This is a genomic window from Arthrobacter sp. TMS2-4 (genome assembly GCF_054511075.1).
This window is the reverse complement of record NZ_JBTNDI010000007.1, coordinates 166358-187788: the sequence shown is the minus strand read 5'-3', so window position 1 is coordinate 187788 and position 21431 is coordinate 166358. Positions and strand designations below refer to the sequence as shown.

Here is a 21431-nt window from a genome sequence, read left to right as displayed (position 1 = left end):
TGGCGCATGTCTGACCCGATTCTTCCCCGGACCCGATGGGTCGGCGTCACTGCGGGACGCGTCCTGCTCTACGTGCTCCTCTGGGCCGGACTCGCGCTGCTCATCGCGGCCGCCGGCATCCGTTTCCTCTGGGGGGAGATCTCCGTCAACCAGATGCTCCTCAACCTCGTCTCCGTGGAGACCGATGGTGGGGGCGGCTCGATCGTCTGGTTCGGCATCCTGGGCGTCGGAGTCCTGCCCCTCCTGATCACCGCCGGGGTCGCCGTGTGGCAGCACATGCGACGTCGCCGCCTCCGCGAGAGCGAGGGGACTCGGCGCCCAGCGTGGGTCGGACGCACCGTGTCCACGGCCCTGGTCGCAACGGTGGCCGTCGGCGGCACCACCGCCTTCAGCAGCGCCGTGGGGATGGGCGACTACATCAAGGCGGCGAGTTCCGAGTACGACCTCGGCGAGTACCACGTGGATCCCGTCGTCACCGGTCACGGGCAGAAACGCAATCTCGTGCTGATCTACCTGGAATCGGGCGAAGCCACCCTCGCCGACGACCAGCTCTTCGAGAAGGACGCGTTCGTGCCCCTGAAGGACGCCACGAAGGCCGAGGACGGCTGGCAGAGTATCGACGATCTCCAGCAGTACAGGGGTGGAGGCTGGACCATGGCCGGCCTCGCCTCGACCCAGTGCGGCATCCCGTTGAAGGGCGGCGGTCCCGCCGCGACGAGCGGCTCCCCCAACGAGCTCGGCAATGACGTCGACACCTACCTGGGAGGGACGACGTGCCTCGCCGACGTCCTGGCGACGCACGGTTACAAGAGCGTGTTCATGGGCGGTGCCAATGCCGCCTTCGCTGCGAAGGAGACGTTCCTCCGCAGCCACGGGTACTCCGAGGTGAAGGATCTCGCCGACTGGCGTGCAGCCGGCGAACCCGTCACGAGTTTCCGCAGCGACTGGGGCCTGAGCGATCAGCGCCTCCTGGCCCGCGCCCGGGACGAGGTCGATGCGCTGCACGCGGAGGCGGAGGCAACCGGCACCCCCTTCAACCTGTCCATCCTGACGCTGGACACCCACGAGCCGGTGCACGTCTACGACTACTGCCCGGTGGACACGCAGAACGCGGTCACGTCCGTGTTCGCCTGCTCCATGACCGAGGTGGCCGGTTTCGTGGACCATCTGGACGAGCAGGGCTACCTCGAGGACACCGCCGTGGTGATCATGGGTGACCACCTCAAGCACATGAACGCCGGAGACGCCTTCCACGAGCAGCTGGACGACCACCCCAACCGGACGATCTTCAACCGGATCTGGATCCCGGGCGCCACGGGCGACACCGGTGACAGCACGCTCCGCCCCGGCATCGACCAGCTGAACATGTACCCGACCCTCCTGGAGGCCGCGGGCCTGACCCTGCAGGACGGGCAGGCGGGGATCGGGGTGTCCGCCTTCGCTGCGACGATCCCGGACGAGTCGGCGCAGGCCATGAGGCCGGGTCCCTACGCCGAACTGCTGGACTCGCGCTCCGCGAACTTCTACGCCGACGCCTGGACCGCCGCTCCGTAGCACCGGCGGATCAGGCCGGTCGCACCACCCCTGGGAGCAGCGGGTGAGCGTGTGGCACCGGGACATGGAGAAGGCCCCTTCCTGAGAAGGAGCCTTCTGCGTGCGGTCTAGCGGAGGGCCGCGATGGCCTGTTCGAGGTCGCCGATCAGATCCTCGACATCCTCGATGCCGACGGACAGGCGGATGAGGTTCTCGGGGACCGCCAGCTCGGTGCCCTTCACCGACGCATGCGTCATGTCGCTCGGGTAGTTCATGAGCGACTCGATGCCGCCGAGGGACTCCGCGAGCGTGAACACGTGCGTGGACTCGGCGACCTTCTTCGCCGCCTCCGCGCCGCCCTTGAAGGTCACGGAGATCATGCCACCGAAGTCCTTCATCTGGGCTGCGGCGAGATCGTGGCCGGGGTGCTCCGGCAGACCGGGGTAGAGCACGCGCTCCACCTCGTCCTGCTCCTGCAGCCAGCGGGCGATCGCCGTCGCGTTCGAGGAGTGGCGGTCCATGCGGACGCCGAGGGTCTTGAGGCCGCGGGTGGTCAGCCAGGCCTCCATCGGCGCGGACACGGCCCCGACGGCGAACTGCACGAAGCCCACCTTCTCGGCGAGCGCGTCGTCGTTCACGACGACGGCCCCGCCGCTGGCGTCGGAGTGCCCACCGATGTACTTCGTGGTCGAATGCACGACGACGTCGGCCCCGAAGACGAGTGGCTGCTGCAGGTACGGCGAGGCGAACGTGTTGTCGACGACGAGCAGGGCTCCCGCCTCGTGCGCGAGGTGGGCCGTGGCCGCGATGTCGGTGATCTTCATCATCGGGTTGGACGGCGTCTCGACCCAGACCATCTTCGTGTTGTGCGCCGCGATGGCCGCCTCGACGGCGGCGGTGTCCGCCATGTCCACGGCGGTGTTCGTGATGCCCCACTCGGAGAGGACGCGGTCGATCAGGCGGTAGGTGCCGCCGTAGGCGTCGTTGCCGAGCACGATGTGGTCGCCCGGACGCAACGCGGCTCGGATCAGGGCGTCCTCCGCGGCGAGGCCCGAGGAGAAGCTGAAGGCGTGCTTCCCCCCTTCCAGCGCCGCGATCTGGACCTGCAGCGCATCCCGGGTGGGGTTGGTACCGCGGCCGTACTCGTAGCCGTTCCGCAGTTGGCCGATGCCATCCTGCGCGAACGTGGTCGTCTGGTACAGGGGCGGGATGACCGCTCCGGTCGTCGGATCGGGGGTCTGGCCTGCGTGGATGGCCCGGGTGTTGAAGCCCTGGGCGTCAGAGTGCGTCACGATGCTCCTGGAGTTCGGCGGTTACTTGCTCATGTAGGTCAGCACGTCGTGGCGGGTAAGAATTCCCACCGGCGCGCCGACGGAGGTCACCATCAGCGTGTCGTGGTGCTCGAGCCGCTCGCGGGCCGTGTCGACGGGTTCGAGCGACCCGATGAGGGGCAGCTTGGCGTCCAGGTGTTCCGAGACCGGGTCCGTCAGCTTGGCCTCGCCGCGGAAGATCTTCGCCGTGAGGGACCGTTCGTCGATCGACCCGAGCACCTCACCCATCTTGACCGGCGGGGCCTGCGACAAGACGGGGATGCTGGACACGCCGTATCGGCCCATGACCGAGATGACGTCGCGCACCGTCTCGGTGGGGTGCGCGTACACGAAATCGGGCAGGACGCCGCTCTTGGCGCGCAGCACCTCCCCCACGTGCTCGCCCTCACCGCCGTCCATGAAGCCGTAGGACTTCATCCACTCGTCATTGAAGATCTTGCCGAGGTAGCCGCGGCCGCCGTCGGGCAGGAGGACCACGACGACGTCGTCCTCCGTCAGGTCCTTCGCGACGCGCAGCGCGGCGACGACGGCCATGCCGCACGACCCACCGACCAGCAGGCCCTCCTCGCGGGCGAGGCGTCGGGTCATCGCGAAGCTCTCGGCGTCGGTGACGCCGTGGATCTCGTCCGGCACGGAAGGGTCGTAGGAGTCCGGCCACATGTCCTCGCCGACCCCCTCGACGAAGTAGGGGCGGCCGGTGCCGCCGGAGTAGATGGAGCCGTCCGGGTCCGCACCGATGATCCGGACGGGGCCGCCCTCGCGGTCGGCGGAGACCTCCTTGAGGTACCGGCCCGTCCCGGTGATGGTCCCGCCCGTACCGACGCCGGTGACGAAGTGCGTCAGTGTGCCGTCGGTGTCGTTCCAGATCTCTGGCCCGGTGGTCTCGTAGTGGCTGAGCGGACCGTTCTGGTTGGAGAACTGGTCCGGCTTGTAGGCGCCGGGGATCTCGCGGACGAGGCGGTCCGAGACACCGTAGTAGGACTCCGGGCTGTCCGGGGCGACGGCCGTGGAGGTGACCACGACCTCCGCGCCGTACGCCTTCAGGACGTTGCGCTTGTCCTCGCCCACCTTGTCGGGCACCACGAACACGCATTTGTAGCCGCGCTGCTGGGCGACGAGGGCGAGGCCGACACCGGTATTCCCGGAGGTCGGTTCGACGATGGTGCCGCCGGGCTTGATCTTTCCCTCGGCCTCTGCGGCGTCGATGATCTTCGCCGCGATGCGGTCCTTCACCGACCCGCCGGGGTTGAGGTATTCGACCTTCGCGAGAACGGTGGCCCTGATGCCCTCGGTGACGGAATTGAGCCTGACCAGCGGGGTGTTGCCGATCAGGTCGACGATGGAATTGGCGTACTTCATGGTTACAAAGCTACCGGCTGGCTCCCCCAACCTCCGCGCCGCGGTTACGCTGCGGGTCGTACGACGGTATGACGACGGCTCGGCGCCACCGTCCCGTCCTAGCGACCCTCGGCAGACAGCTCCCACTGGCGGGCTCCGGCGCCGGCTGCACCGAGGGATTCGACGACGCTCCGGGTGCGCTCCCGAACGGCTGCCTCCTGCTCGGGCGACGAGCAGGCGCCGACCGGCCGGTCCGGAGCGAGGGAGCACCAACGATAGGGGCCGCTGACGATCAGGGACGGCAGCCAGTCCAGCCCCGAGACCGACCAGGTGCCCGCATCGTCTCGGCTGAGGCGGGCCCGGACCATCAGCCCCTCGTTGTTGACGTCATGGACCGGTGACAGCTCCGTGACACCGTTCCCGAGGCCGTACACGATCCAGGTGCCCTTGTACCGCTCGATGGGCAGGACCGAGTGGGTGTGATGGCCGTAGATGAAGTCAACCTGGCCGCTGTCGGCGAGCGCATGCGCGATCTCGGCCTGCTGGGCGTTCGGCGTCGAGGCGTATTCGTCGCCCGCGTGCACTGCCGCGATCACCACGTCCGCTCCCTGCGCCCTGGCGGTCCGTGCCTTGGCGATCATCGTCGGCGCATCGAGCAGGTCCACCCGCCAGGGCTGATCGGGGACGGCCCCGTTCAGACCGTAGGTCGCTTCGATGACCGCCACCTTCACCCCCGCGCGATCGAGGATCAGGATCTCCTCCGCGTCCGCGGCACTGGCGTACGAGCCGGTGTGTTCGAGGCCCTCCGCGTCCAGGGCTGCGAGCGTCCGCTCGACGCCCTCGGGTCCCCAGTCCAGGGAGTGGTTGCTGGCGGTCGTGCAGGCGTCGTAGCCGACGTCCCTGGCGGCGCCGATGATCTGTGGGGGGACGTTGAACCGCGGGTACCCCGCGAAGGGTCCGTCGGCGTCGGCCACCGGCGTCTCGAGGTGGCAGATCCCCAGCGTGGCATCCGAGAGGTACGGGCGCTGGGCCGCGAGCAGCGGCTCGAAGTCGAGCGGAAGCTTCCCCGTCACCGCCGCATCCACCGCTGCCTGCTCCCACAGCTGCGGATGGACCAGGAGGTCCCCGGTGAGGACGATACTCGCGCAGTCCTCGCACGCCTCGGCAGTCGGCACCGGCACTGGAGTCGGAGCCGTCGACTCCCGGTCCGCACCCGTCGCCCGTGGTGCCGGGGTCTCCGCCGCGCCGCCGGACCCGTTCCCCGCGCAGCCGCCGCACAGAAGAGCCACCCACAGGAGGACGACGAGACGCATCGCCCTGCTCGGCATCGGACGGCGCACGTCAGGCAGGACCGAGGAGATTCTCCTCACCCGATCCCTGAGCCAGCTGTTGTCCTCATGACGATTCCACCGCATTCGATGCTACTCCCGTGTGGACGGTGGGAGGGCGGTCGTGTCCACGCAGGCCCTGCGTAGCGGTCACGGACCCGCGCTGGTAGCCTCGGCGCCCGTTGCCGCAGGAGGGAGCGTTCCTTACACCGGACCGTCCGAACCCCGTGGCACGATTGACGTATGACCATCGCTCCCGCCGTCGTGCCGTCGGGCGCCGAGGCCACGGAGTGGGTGCCCGACGGCCCGTACAGCCTGGCCAGGACGATCGGCACCCTGCAGTGCGGGCCACACGACCCGTCCTTCATCGTGCAGGGCCCCGACCACTGGCTCGCGTTCCGGACCGCCGACGGCCCGGTCACGCTGGCCCTGCGCCAGCGCGGGTCACTGAACGAGAGCCGCGTCCAGGCGACGGCGTGGGGACCCGGCGCGGCCTGCGCGCTCTCCTCCGTTCCCCGGCTGCTCGGCGCCGACGACGACTGGAGCGCCTTCGACGCCTCGGAGTTCCGGGCCACCCTCCCCGATCTGGCCCGCAAGGGCCGGTACCTCGCTCCCGGACTGCGCCTGCCGTCGTCCGGGCGCATGCTCGACACGGTCGCGCGCGCGGTCCTCGAGCAGAGGGTGACCGGCATCGAGGCCAAGCGTGCCTGGCGCTATCTGCTGCTCCGGTACGGGGATGCCGCCCCCGGCGCCGGCGGGGCCGCACCCGCTGCGCTCCGTCTCCCGCCGACCGCCGAGCAGTGGCGCCGGGTCCCGTCCTGGGAATGGCACAAGGCCGGCGTCGACGCCCAGCGCTCCTCCACCGTCCTGAAGGCGGCCCATGTGGCGACCGGCCTCGAGCGCCTGGCGTCGCTGCCGGGAGGCGACGCCGTCCGGACCGGCCTGCGGTCCGTGTCGGGGATCGGCGTCTGGACGGTGGCCGAAGTGGTGCAGCGGACGCACGGCTGCCCCGACTCCATCTCGGTGGGCGACTACCACCTCGCCGCCTACGTGGGCGCCGCGCTCACCGGCCGACGCACCGACGACGCCGGCATGATCGAACTCCTGAAGCCGTGGAAGGGCCAGCGCCAGCGCGTGGTCCGCTCCCTCTATGCCAGCGGATTCCGCAAGCCCACGTTCGGTCCGCGGCTCTCGCCCGAGGACCACCGCCGGCGCTGATCCAGCAGTGACCCCTGCATCGGCCGACCGGTGCGGGCCTGCACCGATGCGGGCCGGTTCCGCTGCGGGGTGCGGGGCAGGTTAGGGCATGACCCGTAGTGGTCCGGCGGACCGGCGGACCACCGCTAGGGTTGGAGGATGAGCCAGCCCGTAGACGTCACAGCAGTGTTCACCCCGCTCGACGGCGAATTCTTCCGTGTGAAGCTCGCCCTCGACATCGCCATCGAACAGGTGGTGGAGGAGCCCGGCTGCATCCGCTACGAGATCACGGACGCCCAGGAGGACCGCATCGTGCTCACCGAGCAGTGGGAGTCCACCGAGCTCCTCGACCAGCACCTGCGCGGCCCCGCCGTCCAGGACCTCGGCGAGTCCCTGAGCGCCCTGCTCGCCCGGCCGGTCGACGTCGTACGCTCCGACCAGGCCTGACCGCGCGCCGCTGCACCGACGAAGAAGCCCCGCACTCGATGGAGTGCGGGGCTTGCCTCGTTCCGGGGGCGACTACTGACCGTCGGCGGCTGCGGGCCCGTCGGCCTGCTGCTGGGCGATCTGCTCGTGCACGGCCTTCATGTCCAGGCCCTTGACGGCGTCGACGAGTTCGCCGAACTGGGTCGCATTCAGGGCGCCGGGCTGCGAGAAGACGAGCACCTTCTCGCGGAACGCCATCAGCGTGGGGATGGAGGTGATGCCCGCGGCCGCGGCGAGCGACTGCTCCGCCTCGGTGTCCACCTTCGCGAAGGTGACGTCCTCGTGCTGCTGCGACACGGCATCGTACACCGGCGCGAACTGCTTGCACGGGCCACACCATTCGGCCCAGAAGTCCACGAACACGATGTCGTTACCCTCGATGGTTTCTGGGAAGCTTGCCTCAGTGATATTGATTGTCGACATCCTTCAACGCTAGCGACCGAGCGCAGCCATGTCAGGTGTGTTCGCTACCGATGAAGACCCAGCACCACCGATCCCGGAGGCACACATGACCGACGACCCCTATGATCTCGCGCGGTTCGTCGCGGCCCAGGACGCCCAGGGTACCTACGCGCAGGCCCTGGCCGAGCTGAACCGGGGCCGGAAGACGAGCCACTGGATGTGGTTCGTCTTCCCCCAGATCGCAGGTCTCGGCAGCAGTCCGACGGCGGTCCGGTACGCCGTCGCGTCACTCGACGAGGCGGAGGCCTATCTGTCGCATCCCGTGCTCGGGCCCCGGCTGATGGAGAGCACGCAGGCCCTCCTCAGCCTCGACGGCAACGACCCCGTGGCGGTGTTCGGCGGGATCGACGCGCGCAAGCTGCAGTCCTGCATGACGCTGTTCAACCGGGCTGCGCCCCAGGAGCCGTGGTTCCAGGCGGTGCTGGACCGCTACTACGGCGGAGTCGAGGACCCGGCGACGACGTCGATCCTCGCCGGCTGACGCCGTCGGGCCTGCCCCCCCTACCCGAGGGAGTGGTTGATCTTCTCGATGACGGGCAGCGCCGCGGCGAGCGTCGCCCGCTCCTCGTCGTCGAGCCGGTCGAGCAGCGCCGCCACACGCGCGTTGCGGCGCCGGCCGGCCTCCTCCCAGGCTGCGCGGCCCTGCTCGGTGAGCTGGACCAGGACGGCACGGGAGTCGGTCGGATCCGGCCGGCGGTCGACGAGGCCGGCCTGCTCGAGCTTGATGATCTGCTCGGTGGCGGACGGGACCCGGATGCCGAGATTCGCGGCGACCCGGCTCACGCGCAGCGGGGCGTCCGCCGCCATGCCGAGCGTGCTCAGCTGCATCGTGGTGATGTCGCTCTCGCTGTCCATGGAACGGCTCAGGTAGACGGCGTGGCGCAGCGTGGTGCGGAAGGACTGCGCGAGGGCCAGGAGGTCCCGGTCCGAGGTATCGGGGCTCATGATGAGGCAGCCTAACATTATGGGTGTCAGGCGGACGCCGCCACTCGTGCCGTACCGCGGTGGACGACACCGACCGGAAGGGGAACCATGCAGGAGGAGATTCCGTGATGCGCGCCGGCCTGGTAGGCGTGGACGATCCGCTCGCCTTTCTCACCGGCGCCTGGGCCACGGAACGGACCCTCCTGGACCGGTCGGGCGGCGGGACGGGCACCTTCACGGGCACCACGATCTTCACGCCCGACGACGGCGGCCTGTGCTGGGACGAGGAGGGCCTCGTGCGCTTGCCCCACTTCCACGGCACGGCCTCGCGCTCGTACCGCGTTGTCGCCGACCGCACCGGGATGGTGGTGACCTTCCCGGATGGACGGGTGCTGTGCCGTCTCGATCTCCGCACGGGGACGGCACGCGACGAGCACCTCTGCACCCCTGACACCTACCGGGTGGACTTCGCCGTGCCGTCGCCCGACACCGTGCGGTACACCTGGGACGTAACCGGACCGGCGAAGGACCTCCTGCTGACCACCACGCTCACGCGCCGGGGCTGAACTACTGGCCCGTCAGGGAATCCCGGGCGCGCGGCGCGTCCGGCGCGGCCCGGTGGGGACGGCGCTTGAGTGCGGGCAGCTCGAACAGCAGCGTCACTGACGCGTGCTCCCGCCGGGAGTACGCCCAGGCGAGCCCGCCGGGGATCCCCACCCCGGCGAGCAGGAGCACCGGCAGCAGCCACGTCCCGGTGACACCGATGGCGTCCGCGAGCGCGAGCACGCCCATGATGGGTCCGAGGTGCACGACATAGAAGACGATGGAGTGTCGCCCGACGAACTCCAGGGCCGCCGTCGCCCGGTTGTTGCCGAGCCGCGGGAAGAGCCAGCACACGACACCGAGCGCGCCCAGCACGCCCCAGGCGAATTCCGACCGGTAGAGCACGTCCCTGCCCTCGACGTTGAGGACGCCCACAGTGATGGCCGAGGCTGCCGCCAGCGCCAGCACCCACAGCTTGCCGATGGCACGTTCCACCATGCCCGCGTGCTGCGCGCACCACGCGCCGAAGAAGAAGAAGGCGGCGAGGAAGGTCATCGTCGCGGGACGGCCGCCGTCCGGGAGCACGAGTGACGCGGCGAGGGTTGCACCAGCGACCCCCAGCGGAGGGATGCGTCGCAACGGGTAGGCGGCGGCGTAGAAGATGAGGATGAACCACAGGTACCAGAGGTAGGTCGGCGAGAGGTAGGCGATCTCTGCGACAGCGCCTGGGCTGAGGCCGCCGGTCGCGGTGAGGATGATCAGCGACCAGAGGAGGTACGGCCACGCCACCAGCGAGAGCTTGCCGGCGAAATAGGTACGGGCGGGCTTGGCCACCGACCGCGGCAGCAGGATGCCGGAGAGGAACATCAGCACGGGCATGCGGAAGGGCTCGAGGAAGAGGTTGACCTGGTCGAGGCCGGGCGTCGGCCCGGCCGTCATCCTGAGAGCTTCGCCGGCGTGGAGCAGGACGACAAGGAGGATGGCGACGCCGCGAAGGCTGTCCAGCCATCCGATTCGAGCCTGTGTGGTGCTGCTGATCGTGGTCCCCCGCCGTCGAGCGTCAACTGTACGCATGCACAGGGAGTTCGTCGGACCCGCCCGGGGGGATTGCCCACGTCGACGATCCGTGCCGGGCGGCTGGCATCGGAAGCGTCAACGGCGAAGGGCCCGCTCCGGTTGGAGCGGGCCCTTCTCTTGCTGTGGCAGATGAGGGATTCGAACCCCCGTAGGCGTTGCCAGCTGATTTACAGTTGCCACTTCCCAATGGTCACCCGTGGCCCGCAAGCATCAGCAGCGCCACTTCCTCCCCTGAACGCTGCGAGAACTTGCCCCTCAGTGATCTCCTTTGTGCTGGGTTGGCTTCCTCTTCCCCATCATTTCCCCAGCACTATGACAGCGCCACACAAGACATCCTCCGAGGGACTCCCGCGCGCCGCTCCGGATCAAGCTCCGCTACGCCAGCCCTGGCCAGGGCCGGTTGACGCCAGTCCCACTAACCCATGGGCACATTGCTGCCGGGCCAGACGCGTCCCTGAATGAGGCATAGTGCCTACGCTTCGCCTCAATTAACTTCCAAACGATGTGTACGCCGCGGGCCAGGGAGGTGGCTGCAGCTGATGCAGTCCTCGTTCGGCAGGGAAGAGAGCCAGAGCCACCGCAACGTCGATCCGCTTCGGCTACTCAGCCTCAACCTACGTCAAGAGTCATTTCACGTCGCGGCGTTGCTTTGCTGGTAGGCCAATGGACACCCGCCGCGCCTAGTTCACGCTTTCCAAGCACTGGCTCTTCTACAATCCTACCGAGCAGCGCAGCCTGCGAAGGCTCGAGATCGACCAGCCTTGTTAGTACCGCAAGAAGTTCAGTCAACTCCAACGACCATTCTGCTGGCCAATCCTCCTGGACTATCAGATCGAGATCAGAAACACCCTTCGTGATCGGTGACTTGAGGCGGTACTTGAACCAAGTCTCAATTATATTCTTTCCTCCAACCTCGTAATCTCGAACCGCTTGGGTCACGCCATGCCATTCGCCCTTGATTCCTACATGCAGAACCTCTGAAGTGGAGTCATAACTGATGCTCTCTGGCATCTCATCCACCGACTTCTGATAGGAGGGCAGTTTGAGTCGGGAGGATGACACGATAGAGGCATCTTCTTGGCCGTCAACGTAAGACTCCCCATAGGTGTGTAGCCAAAGAACAACTTTGCCTAGTCGAACTGCCTCCGTCCACAATTCCCCGTTCGAGGTAAACGGAATCCGAATGCCCGGAGTCATAAGCTCTTCAGCAAACTGGACCGTAAACCCGGGATGACTGGCGACACCGGCAATGTAGGCAAGAACATCTTGTGCTGAAACTGACTTACCTAAGATATTTGTAAGCGTCGCTGTCAGCCCTTTCACGATATTAGGTTCTCCGTTAGGGTGAAGCAACGGCAGTACTCGTCCGCCGCGCATATTGAAGTGATGCATGTCAGGCACCAAATTGGTAAATGTGAGCGCCGGACCCCCTTCAATAGTCGAGGTGTGCTGCTCGGTAACAAACACTTGATCGGCACCCCGACTCTCCCACAGGTGCGGGCGGGGATTATGAATTACGCGCTTGTCCGCAATAACCCACTGACGATCGAAGGATCGATACCCAATCCTTTCGTACGGTGGTTCTATGAGGCCCAATTCCTTATCGAACGGCTGGGTTGGATCGACCGCTGTCTTCACAGATGGCAGGTAATTTTGTCCCTTGCCGAGATGTGTGTCCCGGTTCTCGGTGAAGAGTGCGCTCTTCAACTGCTTGTTCGTTTCGAGCGCGACACATCGCCACCTCTGCCAGAGGACTTGCTTACTTGGCGCATAGACCCAGGTTCGCGCGGCCACCATTCCTTGCTGCCACCATCCGAAAATATCGTGCATGGCCGGGAAATCATCCCAATCGCCTTGCGCGGCAGCAGTAAACGGGGAGGTCCACCCGGTTCTGGCGTTCTTCCAAAGCGGTGAATCCAAAGTAAGTTCACTCAGCTTTGCGAACTTCTCTTCCCGCGTGCCACTCAATGAAATGTACTTTATATCCGCCGGGACACTACTAGAGGTGTTGGAGTCACGAACGAACATTCCAATTCCAACAGGAGTCTCGATAGAGAAAATTGCGTTTTTCTGAGGTGGCCGCTTGTCCTCAGGAGTTAGGTTGATGATCCACCCCTTGGATGCTTGTTGGCGCATGTGACGCCGCATGCCAGCGAAACCAGGACCGGTCAAATAACCCTGCGCAGTGATGAATGAGACTATGCCTGTATCACCATTTGGCTCTTGGGGTGAGTTAGTCGACTCAAAGACTTTCCAAAAGGCCCACCGCCAAAAGTAGACATACAGATTCTTCGCCTTCCGTTCGTATACGCCTTTACCTGCCTCCTTGAAATCCGCCATCAGGGAGTACTCACCTTTGAGGCCATTTCCGTTCTCAACCCAATCCCCTAGGCCGCCAGCATTCTCCATATAGGGTGGGTTGCCGATGACAACTTGGATATTTTTCTCTCGTTTGACTTCGCTTGCTCTCTGGGATTGCTGAGCAATGAGTTGCAAAGCGCTTCCCAAGTTTTGCTGCTTTGACTCTGGATCAGACAAAGTGTTTGTAACGAACAACTGCAGGCCAGCTTTGGGGAGTTTTGCTCCACTTTCTTTTAGTAAACCGGAGATTCGAAGCTCGGCCACGGAGAATGGACCTGACTGCAGTTCGAATCCATACAAGCGGGACATGAGATTGTTCAGCGCTTCGGGAGCTGCCCCTGGGCCGTGGGTCTTACTCGCTTGGTCAGCGGCACGCCGCATAATTGACAAGGGATACGTGCCGGTTCCCATGGCGGGATCAATCACGCTCACTCGAGGATCTCGGAATTTGTCGGGGCGATCCAAAACCTGCTCGAGTACGTCCTCGGTCAGGCGGACCATCTGGTCAACAACTTCGACGGGCGTATAGTACGAGCCCGTTTTTTTCCGTGCCTCATAGTCATAAACCTGAAGGAAGTTTTCGTACAGGTGTAAGTAGACGTCGTTCTTGCCAGTCTCTATATTGGCCCAATTGACTGCGGAAATGACCCTCATCATCAACTCGACGGCAGTCAAGAACTTATCGTCAAGTTGATCAGTGAGTAGTTGAAGGGTGCGGCCCATTAGCGAGTGGCTTTCATGCAAGTCTTTTCCTATGGCATGAAGATCCTCCTTTAGGAGATCAACGCCTTCCGCTTGTGCCAATAACAGCGCAAACGTGATGGACTGAGAGTAACCATCTGCAAATTCTTCGTCAGTGGCCCTGGGGAAAAGGAGGTTACGCCAGTCTGATCGAAGGCCAAGAAATACCTGCTGATCCACCGGTTCGCCCGCTCGAATTCTCATGCGTTCGAGAGCAAGTTCTTCTCGAACCTGGTCTTTCAGATGCCGGGTTAGGGGTGCAACCGCCTCAACGAGCTTGGTTACGGTATTTATCGGTGATGGTTTCCATCGAAAGAAGTCAGTCAGTATCTCGATGAAGTTTGGGGTGGCGGCCAGCTTCCCTTTAGCTTTTGTAAGGTCCGCGGCTCCGGTCAGATGTGCGACACTTCCGACAAGTTCCCCTTGACGCCACAGGCGCCATTCAATCCCGTTGGTGTAGATCAGGTTGGGCAGCTCGCGCAGCTTTTCCCACTGCTTGTAGTTATGAGTGGTTTTCCCATAGGTGGATGGGTCGAGTGACACGCCTGGAGCCTTCAGCTCCACGTGGCCGGTGATCACGCCGTTCACGTTGATCGCATAATCAGGGCGGACCGTGCCGTCGACCTCGGATACTTCGTCGTGGGGGACGACCTTCAGTCCTAGTACGTCACCGCACCGTTTCAAAAGGTTATCGAGGGGGCTCCTTAGAAGTGCTTCGCGTTGCCCCGGACCCCCAAGCTTCGTTGCTGCTTCATCTCCAAAGGACCGGACGGCACTGTTGAAATCCTGCATAGTCTCCCCGTTTCGTTTGAACCCAACTGTAACTTCGCTGCTCCAGTGAACTGGGGCAAGAACTGCCACTCACCCGGAAATGTTGCGCTAGGTACGCACGAACGGAACTGCACGGATCGACCTAGATCACGATGCCCTAAGGTTTTTTTGCCGCTTTCGCGACAGAGGTGTCTCATCTGTGGATCAGGCAGAAACGCCCGCATTGACGCCGATGTCGTGATGACTGTCGTTGGGACGCTGATCTCCGAGCGCGGCGAGCACGACGTCGCCCTGTGCCGCGCGGCTGAACTTTTGAGAGAAGGCTAGGTAAGCGCTCGGGCTTCCTCCATCCGACGGAAGGAGGAATCTCGATGAGAAGCTACACGTCGAAGTTGATGTTGGGGCGCGTCGGCGGCGGCAGCACTGGCCCGATGCCACGGAGGGGTTGCAGTGGATCATCGACAAGAAGCCGCCGTGGAGAATCCCACGGTGTCGGCAAGGCGTTTGCGAGATAGTCCATAAGCGACGCTCCCCTGTAGCCCCGTGGTGGGCGTAGCGGCGTCTAAAGGTAGCCTGCCGCGCGGCTCGACGTAGAGAGCCAAGGCGTCAGGGTGCTTGTCATTGTTCCAGGCATACACGTCGGCCCCTCTCCTCGGACTTCTCAGGTGCAAAAATTCAGTGCAGCTCGTTTCGCTCAGAGTCAGTCATCTGACGCGCGAGTGAGGCGGGAGCCTGACGGGATAAAGCGTAAGGGCGCGCATGCTAGCCGGTCGCGTTCACCTCTCACTTATGCAGGGCAGGCCCCGCGTGTGACTGGGCAGAAGGACATGTCGAAGGGCACGTCCGAGACACTTGTTGCCAACCACTCCGCTGTCGGTGGGTGCTGGCGCCGGAGGTATCGTGCGATGGAAACGATCGACACCTCGGTTGCACCTCGTCGACGGGCTTGTAGGGCAACTGCTAGGGCGTTGTTCCCTGAAACCCATGAGTCTTCAAGGATCAACAGGTGATCGTCTACGGGGTCTGTCGTGAAGGAGAAGTCGTCTGGCCGTATACCTTCTGCCCGTCCGGTTCGCACCTCGCCAACATAGGCGGCCTTGCTCTTCTTCAGCCGATCAGGGAAGTACATCAGAAACAAGTCCAACGGATGCGGGTCGCGCCCTTTTCCCGAAGGGACCGTCAACACGGAACTGATCGGCATCCCGACAGTCTTGCGAATGCAGCCGGAGTGGAGCTCTGTAAAGTACTTCACCAGGATGCTAAGTCGGCGGACGGCAGGAGCGTTCGGAGGCGTGTCCTTGTACTGATAGACGTCCGATAAAGACTGGCTGGTAGCGCCCGCGTAAGTAAGGGGCACGACTATCGAAGGCAACTCTTGACTGTAGGACTGACGTGCTGAGTTACATGCCCAACAGTAGGAGTACCCAATGGCAACCTGAGTCGCGCACATTTCGCAGTAGTCGATCGTCGGTAATGCGCCATTCGGACCCGCCATGATCGGCATGCCTGGGTTCCTCATGATCTGCGCAACCTCAGGCAGCAGAGCGATGTGGTCAGCGGACGGCTCTACCACTCCGCGTCGACCAGTTCTTGGGACGGCTTTGCAACATGAATTGGTTGCGCTTTTGCGGCCGCGGCGCGAATCGCTTCTTCGAGCGAGTCGACAACGGTCACGTCCAAGCGCTTGGGATCGCTAGACAGCTTCTGACCCCATGTCGTCTGTGAGGCGACCTTTCTCGACAGGATCAAGGGCCTTCCATGGGCAATGGCACGGAAAGCTTGATGGCGCGTGCCCGATTTCTCGGCTGCTTCTACGATGACCGTTGCCCGGGAGAACGCGGACATTACGACGTTGCGCATAGGAAAGCTGAACTTTGTAGCCGATGATCCGGGCCAGAACTGCGATAGGACGAGCCCCTCACCACTTTCCATCCGTCGTTGCAGGCTCTCCGACGATTTCGGGTAGTACCGATCTATACCAGTGCCAATCACTGCAACGGTTCGTCCATGAGTCTCAAGTGCAGCAGCATGAGCCGCTGAATCGATTCCCGCGGCCAACCCGGACACCACTGAGATACCGCGTTCGACTAGCGCCTTCGCTAGGCGTGCAGCATCTCGTAGTGCCGGTGAAGAGGCGTCGCGCGAACCGACGATACTGACCCCGCGCTCGGCTTCCGCCATCATATTCAACGTTCCCCGCGCGAACACGAAGGGAGGGAGATCGTGCACCTCCCGCAGCTGTCGTGGGTATTCCGGGTCTAGGTAGGTGAGGAAACGGGTGCCGTCAGACTCCCAGCGCTGAATACGGAGAGCAGCAGTGGACAGCTCGGCGTCGAGGGCGCTAGCGCTGGCGCTGGCTTCGACCAACCTTTCTCCTAGGATCTGGCTAGGCAGTAGCTCGTCCTCGAGGAGTGAGTCTCGCAGCGGCGCCCATTTGAAGTCACGGGGCGGATGCAAGAGAGCAACTAACGAGGCTCTCTCACGTGCCAAATCGACCATAAATCTCACATCCTTCCGGCGAGCAGGGTCACCCTCACACGTTAACACTTAGTGATGCCTCGATGTCATGTCCTCGATGGGCTGCCCTCGCGCAGGCCCTCGCCGTTCTCCCTAGCCCTCTCAGGGTGAGTGGCCAGCCCTTGAGGGCCGATCGTGCCGGCCTGGCGGCGATGCCCACAACGTAACCGGCGCCTCCGACAAATTTGGACACCAGAGTGTGTCCCGCTCTCTTCCCGCTCACAGGTACTCGAGACCGCACAGTTCCACGTACAGAGCCATAGCGTCAGGGTGCTTGTGAGCGTTCCAGGCGTACGCGCCCGGTCCGTGCTCGGGCTTCTCGGCCGCGAAGATGCGGTGCAGCTCGGCCCGCTCAGAGTCGGTCAGCCGCTCTGGGTGGAAGCGTGCCGTAATCGAGAACGCGACGGCCTTCAACAGTTGATGCTCGTGCGATTCCTGCAGCCCAAGCTGCGAGTACCCATGACGGTCAAGGCTCACGTCTTCGTCATAGGCGATCCAGGCATGCGCGCTCAAGAGGTCCAGCCGTGTCGGTTCCGTGAGGGGGACGCCGTTTCGCTTGCTCTTGGCGATAATGCGCGCTTGCACCTCCAGGTCTGTCAGCCGCTTTCTCTGCTGCGTTCTCTGCGCTGCGGTCAAGGCCATCACTGCCGCCCTCCCTCAGCCTGATCCAGCATCTGCTGCGTGAAACCGCGCTCGAGTTCGGATAGCCGTTCATCGACGTCCTGCTCCCTCAGCTGTATCCCCGCTTCGAGCAGGCGAGACGCCGCCCGGAACTTCACGGTTTCGCTGTCGTCATTCAGCTGCTCCCACAGCACGTTCACGGCCTGCAATTGTGCCGCCCGGAGCGCTTCCAGTGACTGCTCGCTGTTCTGTCGTGCCTGCTCCCGAAAGGCTGCCCTGAAGGGAGGCTGGTGAATCCAGCGGCGGATTGTGCGCTCCGTGACTCCAGCCCTTACCGCCGCTTTCCCGGTGTTATTGCACAGGGCGAGCTCGATCACCGCCTGCTGCTGCTGCGGTGTCAGCCGGTCATTTTGGTCGTTTCCGGTCATTTCCACCGACTCCTCCCCGTGCCTTGATCCTGCGAGGGACAAATTCCGCGTTCTACTGGCTCTTTTAGTTCTTCCACCCGGGTGCTGATTTCCCAACTTGGCGCGGCCTCAGCGGACTCCTTGGCGCGCTCGGCCCTCGCATCCTTGGTCGGCAGGGGCTGCGGCGTCAACGGGCGAGCGCCTGCGGCTGCCCGGTTTAGGTCCTCGATCGTGACGTGCTTCGGCACACGGTTGAATCCTTCAGGGATCACCCTGCCGCCCGCATCTGTCGGCTTCCTGCATTCCAGACAAAAGTCCGGCCGCGGCGTCACCGGATGAGAGTTACAGCCCGGCCCTTGCATGGGGATGAACCGGATCTCGTGACAGCTCTTGTAATCAAGCCACGCTTCATCCCGTTTCCGCGACCAGCCCTCGGGATAACCCACCCGGTCGTAGCAGACTGAGCAGATCGAACGCCCGTGCTCAGCGAGCCCAGTACAGCTATCCGTTGTGCAGGGAAACCCATCCGTGAACATCACGCGGCCTTCCCGTTGGGATAAGCCTTATCCCAAGCCTTCTGAGCATCGGACTCCTCCATACCCCGCTTCTGAGCGAGCTCGCCAACGGTCGTGATGCCATGTTCCTCAATCCACTTCCGTAGGCGGATAGCTGTCTGCTGCTCGTGGTCGTTGGATTCAGAACCGTTCGGAGGAACCTCCTCATACATGCCAGGCCTGTCCCTTTCGGTTCTCGATTCGCCTGGCGGTTCGGTTAGCGACTGGGTTTCAAACCTTGTACTGGCAAGGGTAAGAACCGGTTCGGTTCCGGGATGTCTCTTTACCCACTGGGTTGTCGGTTCGGTTTTCGATTCGCTTAGCGGTTCGGTTAGCGACTGGGTTGTTCCTTGGGTCACGTCCCCCACCTGTTCACGCCCTTTACCTTTGGGCCGCCCACCCTTGCCCCCGTTCTGGCGGTTGGTGTCCTGCTGTTTGATGACCGCCTCGCGAGTCCGTTGGTACTGGGCGTGGTGCCGGATTAGATACCTGTCTCCAACGTCTTTCCAGAAGCGTTGGTCTAGAAGCTCAGTTACAGCTTCTGGGTGCTTGGCGAATCGGGGAACGTCCTCTTTGGGTATGAGTAGGTCCAAAAGTTTGCGGTTACTCCACACAAGTCCTTCAGAGTGGAGCCGGTATGCGGCATCTGAGAGCGACCAACAGTCATCCGTGAAGTCGTCGCTGAGTTTTGTCCAGGTCATGAGGTTCACCTTCTTCAGTACGCTGCACGATCTAGGTGGCGATGGGGGCCTGGGCATGTTGGTCCAAGCCCAGGACCCGCAGGAGCCCAGTCTTGGGGACCCTGATTGTTCGCCCCATCCTGACGACGGGGCACGGGAAGGCGTTGGCGCGAACGAGCCTGTACCCGGTGACGCGGCTGATTCCCAGCGCCTTGCTGGCCGTATCTATGTCCATCGAAGGGGGCAGGTTCAGAAGATCTTCTGTACTCAGTTGGGGTCTCATAGCATCAATTCTATGCAGGCGTGCTTTCCGCTTGCATCTAATTCACGTAAGCTGGGCTGACACAGTTCAAAAAGTGTCTTCGATGCAGGAGAGGTACCTATGAAGAGGGAAGTTGTAACTGTCTCCTACGGCGGAACTGGCGAGGTCGCACCGCTTCCCGCCGCGGCAGCTGCGCTGCCCCACCTGCGCGACTGGCTCCGCGCTAGCACTCCCTGCGTCTTCGTGGACTTATCTGCGCCTTGGCTCGTTCAGACCACCTGGGAATGGAAGCCCGGCGAGCAACCACAGCCCGTAAGGATAGACCTCAGAGGGAGGGACGGTCAGCCCATCCCTGTGGCGATGTTCCGGAAGATTCCCGTTGGTGAAGTCCTAGAGGACTCACGGGAGCGGCTGGTGCAGATGCTCGAGTCGGTCGCCTACTTCTGGGAATCGCATGGTGCCGTGAAGCAAGCAGCAAGGGTGCGCAACGTGGAGAACTCTAGATCCCGACGCGGCCGCAAACCTGTACTTCTGACGCAGTACCCGCAGTTGCTTGAAGATGTCGCGAAGTACTACCAGCGTGAACGCGTGAAGGGCACACCGAAGATTATTCAGGCTGTTCAGGAGGATCTCAGGAGGGACCCGACGTACACCGCCTTGATCGAAGATTTCGGCGGCACGAAGGATCACCGCCTCAGAGGCTGGATCAACAGGGCAAAGAACATAGGACTCATTCCCCCGGCGGAAGGTAAGCAAGATGGCTAAGACAGCAGGCGTTTCCCAACGGTGCAGGCCGGACTGTCCGGCGCGGTGCAAGCGCCATAAGTGGAGTTTCAGTATCGAGTTCCCTCCGGGCTCGGACGGGAAGCGCCTGAGGGTCACGGAGTCGGGATTCCCGGACGCAAGCGCGGCGAAGGAAGCCAGAGACGCCGCGGTGAAGGGTTACAGGCTGGGCACCCTCGAGACAGACCGGCGACGGGAAACGACTGGCGCATACCTGCTCAGGTGGCTGCAGGCGAAGGAATCAGCGAAGACTATCCGCCCCGCGACGATCCGCTCCTACCGCGGCCATCTAGACAACTACCTGATTCCGGATCTCGGCCGGGTGCGGCTGTCCGAGCTGAAGCCTTCGCACGTCGACGCGATGCTCGCCAGGATTCGCAGGGACAACGCTGGCAAGCCTGCCAATCAGGTCGTTAGCGCCTCTACTGAGCGCCGCATTATGGCCACGTTGCGCTCTGCGCTCCGCGATGCATTGCGGACAGGTCAGATACACCGGGACCCGACGATAGGCGCCCATGTGTCCAAGGAAGCCGGGAAGCGACGCGATGTGTGGAGTCCGGAGGAGTTCCGGAGGTTCCGGACTTGGATGGACGCCCAAGCGGGCATGCCGGGCAATACCCACACGGAACGGCTTGCACCGCTCATCCTGTTCGCGGTGGGTACCGGTATGAGACTGGGAGAGATCTGCGGCCTCCGCTGGTCCGATGTGGACTTGGAGACCGGGGCACTCACGGTAAGGCAACAGGCACAGCTCCAAGGCACCGCGATAGCCTTCCAGCCCGTCAAGACGAAGGCGGGACAGGACCGGTGGGTGCCGGTGGCCGGGTGGGTTCCGGACGTCCTGAAAGCGTGGAAGTCGCAGCAGAGCCAGGAACGGCTCGTGGCCGGTGAAGCGTGGGCCAATGACAGGAATCTCGTATTTACCGATCCGCTGGGCGGGCCGCTAAACCCCTCGAACGCGTCCAAGACCTTCGGTCGGATGGCGGAACGGGCTGGATTGCCCAAGGTGGTCTTCCACAGCCTGCGCCACCTGGCCGCGACGATCATGCTCCAGAACGGCCTGCCCCTCCCGGTGGTGTCCCGGATCCTTGGGCACTCGACCATCACCGTCACCGCTGACCTGTACTTCGACGTGGTGAAGGATCAGCGGCTGCGAGACGACGTGAGCGCCGCCTACGCGAGGGCCTTCAGCGCGTAATCCTGACGCATCCCCAGCAATCTCCCCAGCATTCGGGCAAAAAGTAAGCCCATCCGAACCTCCTAAGAGGCCCTGACGGGCTTACTTCCTTGCTATTCCGGCGATGTGGCAGATGAGGGATTCGAACCCCCGTAGGCGTTGCCAGCTGATTTACAGTCAGCCCCCTTTGGCCGCTCGGGTAATCTGCCGAACGTCTTCACAGGAAGACCACCCGCAGCAAGGGCGGGCAAGACAACTTTACCCACAAACCGCCCCGGAGACGAATCGGCCCGGAGACGCCACGAGGCTGCCGCTACCCGGCGCTCGGTCCGTGCACA

At 63.8% G+C, this 21431-nt stretch carries 18 protein-coding genes and 1 tRNA gene; 7 read left to right on the top strand and 12 right to left on the bottom strand.

Annotated elements, in window-relative coordinates:
* Positions 1-6: 6 nt before the first annotated feature.
* The gene (locus tag ACX80F_RS11245; RefSeq protein WP_459336473.1) at positions 7-1554 is read left to right on the top strand and encodes an LTA synthase family protein; all 1548 of its coding nucleotides are present in this window, start codon (positions 7-9) and stop codon (positions 1552-1554) included.
* Positions 1555-1661: 107 nt separating this feature from the next.
* On the opposite strand, the gene ACX80F_RS11240 is transcribed toward ACX80F_RS11245, so the two are convergent.
* The 3 genes from ACX80F_RS11240 to ACX80F_RS11230 all read right to left on the bottom strand — a co-directional run bounded on the left by ACX80F_RS11240 (position 1662) and on the right by ACX80F_RS11230 (position 5572).
* A complete protein-coding gene (locus ACX80F_RS11240; RefSeq protein WP_459336472.1) occupies positions 1662-2825 on the bottom strand; it encodes a cystathionine gamma-synthase in 1164 nt (387 codons plus the stop codon).
* Positions 2826-2846: 21 nt separating this feature from the next.
* On the bottom strand, positions 2847-4223 hold the full coding sequence (locus ACX80F_RS11235; RefSeq protein WP_459336471.1) for a cystathionine beta-synthase: 1377 nt from the start codon (positions 4221-4223) through the stop codon (positions 2847-2849).
* A gap of 98 nt (positions 4224-4321) precedes the next feature.
* A complete protein-coding gene (locus ACX80F_RS11230) occupies positions 4322-5572 on the bottom strand; it encodes a CapA family protein (RefSeq protein WP_459336470.1) in 1251 nt (416 codons plus the stop codon).
* 201 nt (positions 5573-5773) lie between these two features.
* Here ACX80F_RS11230 and ACX80F_RS11225 point away from each other — a divergent pair, with 201 nt between their 5' ends.
* Positions 5774-6748, top strand: coding sequence for a DNA-3-methyladenine glycosylase family protein (locus ACX80F_RS11225; protein ID WP_459336469.1), 975 nt, complete (start codon positions 5774-5776; stop codon positions 6746-6748).
* Positions 6749-6886: 138 nt separating this feature from the next.
* Positions 6887-7174, top strand: coding sequence for a putative quinol monooxygenase (locus tag ACX80F_RS11220; protein WP_459336468.1), 288 nt, complete (start codon positions 6887-6889; stop codon positions 7172-7174).
* A gap of 72 nt (positions 7175-7246) precedes the next feature.
* On the opposite strand, the gene trxA is transcribed toward ACX80F_RS11220, so the two are convergent.
* Positions 7247-7636: a thioredoxin gene (trxA, locus tag ACX80F_RS11215; protein ID WP_459336467.1), complete on the bottom strand. Its 390-nt coding sequence runs from the start codon at positions 7634-7636 to the stop codon at positions 7247-7249.
* Positions 7637-7721: 85 nt separating this feature from the next.
* On the opposite strand from trxA, the gene ACX80F_RS11210 reads away from it, so the two are divergent.
* Positions 7722-8156 (top strand): DUF1810 domain-containing protein, encoded by a 435-nt coding sequence (locus ACX80F_RS11210; protein WP_459336466.1) that lies wholly within the window; start codon positions 7722-7724, stop codon positions 8154-8156.
* 20 nt (positions 8157-8176) lie between these two features.
* On the opposite strand, the gene ACX80F_RS11205 is transcribed toward ACX80F_RS11210, so the two are convergent.
* Positions 8177-8620 carry a MarR family winged helix-turn-helix transcriptional regulator gene (locus tag ACX80F_RS11205; RefSeq protein WP_459336465.1) on the bottom strand — a complete coding sequence of 148 codons (444 nt, stop codon included), beginning with the start codon at positions 8618-8620 and terminating at the stop codon, positions 8177-8179.
* A 107-nt stretch (positions 8621-8727) separates the two neighbouring features.
* Between ACX80F_RS11205 and ACX80F_RS11200 the strand changes: the two genes are divergently transcribed.
* A complete protein-coding gene (locus ACX80F_RS11200) occupies positions 8728-9165 on the top strand; it encodes a DUF6314 family protein (protein ID WP_459336464.1) in 438 nt (145 codons plus the stop codon).
* A gap of 1 nt (position 9166) precedes the next feature.
* Here the strand turns inward: ACX80F_RS11200 and ACX80F_RS11195 are convergent, their stop codons facing one another.
* The 6 genes from ACX80F_RS11195 to ACX80F_RS11170 all read right to left on the bottom strand — a co-directional run bounded on the left by ACX80F_RS11195 (position 9167) and on the right by ACX80F_RS11170 (position 18892).
* Positions 9167-10216 carry an acyltransferase family protein gene (locus ACX80F_RS11195; protein WP_459336463.1) on the bottom strand — a complete coding sequence of 350 codons (1050 nt, stop codon included), beginning with the start codon at positions 10214-10216 and terminating at the stop codon, positions 9167-9169.
* 612 nt (positions 10217-10828) lie between these two features.
* A complete protein-coding gene (locus tag ACX80F_RS11190; protein ID WP_459336462.1) occupies positions 10829-13909 on the bottom strand; it encodes a type ISP restriction/modification enzyme in 3081 nt (1026 codons plus the stop codon).
* A 1749-nt stretch (positions 13910-15658) separates the two neighbouring features.
* On the bottom strand, positions 15659-16459 hold the full coding sequence (locus ACX80F_RS11185; RefSeq protein WP_459336461.1) for a DNA-processing protein DprA: 801 nt from the start codon (positions 16457-16459) through the stop codon (positions 15659-15661).
* Between the two features lie 369 nt (positions 16460-16828).
* Positions 16829-17254, bottom strand: a complete 426-nt coding sequence (locus ACX80F_RS11180) for a hypothetical protein (protein WP_459336460.1) — start codon at positions 17252-17254, stop codon at positions 16829-16831.
* Complete coding sequence (locus ACX80F_RS11175) at positions 17251-17658, bottom strand: hypothetical protein (protein WP_459336459.1); 408 nt, start codon at positions 17656-17658, stop codon at positions 17251-17253. The genes ACX80F_RS11180 and ACX80F_RS11175 overlap by 4 nt, the downstream gene beginning before the upstream one ends.
* Before the next feature lie 514 nt (positions 17659-18172).
* A complete protein-coding gene (locus ACX80F_RS11170; protein WP_459336458.1) occupies positions 18173-18892 on the bottom strand; it encodes a hypothetical protein in 720 nt (239 codons plus the stop codon).
* Positions 18893-19253: 361 nt separating this feature from the next.
* Here ACX80F_RS11170 and ACX80F_RS11165 point away from each other — a divergent pair, with 361 nt between their 5' ends.
* Entirely contained in the window at positions 19254-19898 is a 645-nt protein-coding gene (locus ACX80F_RS11165; protein ID WP_459336457.1) for a hypothetical protein, read from the top strand.
* On the top strand, positions 19891-21114 hold the full coding sequence (locus ACX80F_RS11160; RefSeq protein WP_459336456.1) for a tyrosine-type recombinase/integrase: 1224 nt from the start codon (positions 19891-19893) through the stop codon (positions 21112-21114). Before ACX80F_RS11165 ends, ACX80F_RS11160 begins: the two co-directional genes overlap by 8 nt.
* Positions 21115-21220: 106 nt before the next feature.
* Here the strand turns inward: ACX80F_RS11160 and ACX80F_RS11155 are convergent.
* A tRNA-Tyr gene (locus ACX80F_RS11155) sits at positions 21221-21302 on the bottom strand.
* Positions 21303-21431: the final 129 nt, after the last annotated feature.

Bases quoted from the DNA above. Each gene is read 5' to 3' on its own strand.
- ACX80F_RS11245 (WP_459336473.1), top strand. From the start codon at position 7: ATGTCTGACCCGATTCTTCCCCGGACCCGATGGGTCGGCGTCACTGCG.
- ACX80F_RS11235 (WP_459336471.1), bottom strand. From the start codon at position 4,223: ATGAAGTACGCCAATTCCATCGTCGACCTGATCGGCAACACCCCGCTG.
- ACX80F_RS11225 (WP_459336469.1), top strand. From the start codon at position 5,774: ATGACCATCGCTCCCGCCGTCGTGCCGTCGGGCGCCGAGGCCACGGAG.
- ACX80F_RS11220 (WP_459336468.1), top strand. From the start codon at position 6,887: ATGAGCCAGCCCGTAGACGTCACAGCAGTGTTCACCCCGCTCGACGGC.
- trxA (WP_459336467.1), bottom strand. From the start codon at position 7,636: ATGTCGACAATCAATATCACTGAGGCAAGCTTCCCAGAAACCATCGAG.
- ACX80F_RS11210 (WP_459336466.1), top strand. From the start codon at position 7,722: ATGACCGACGACCCCTATGATCTCGCGCGGTTCGTCGCGGCCCAGGAC.
- ACX80F_RS11205 (WP_459336465.1), bottom strand. From the start codon at position 8,620: ATGAGCCCCGATACCTCGGACCGGGACCTCCTGGCCCTCGCGCAGTCC.
- ACX80F_RS11200 (WP_459336464.1), top strand. From the start codon at position 8,728: ATGCGCGCCGGCCTGGTAGGCGTGGACGATCCGCTCGCCTTTCTCACC.
- ACX80F_RS11195 (WP_459336463.1), bottom strand. From the start codon at position 10,216: ATGCGTACAGTTGACGCTCGACGGCGGGGGACCACGATCAGCAGCACC.
- ACX80F_RS11175 (WP_459336459.1), bottom strand. From the start codon at position 17,658: ATGACCGGAAACGACCAAAATGACCGGCTGACACCGCAGCAGCAGCAG.
- ACX80F_RS11170 (WP_459336458.1), bottom strand. From the start codon at position 18,892: ATGACCTGGACAAAACTCAGCGACGACTTCACGGATGACTGTTGGTCG.
- ACX80F_RS11165 (WP_459336457.1), top strand. From the start codon at position 19,254: ATGAAGAGGGAAGTTGTAACTGTCTCCTACGGCGGAACTGGCGAGGTC.
- ACX80F_RS11160 (WP_459336456.1), top strand. From the start codon at position 19,891: ATGGCTAAGACAGCAGGCGTTTCCCAACGGTGCAGGCCGGACTGTCCG.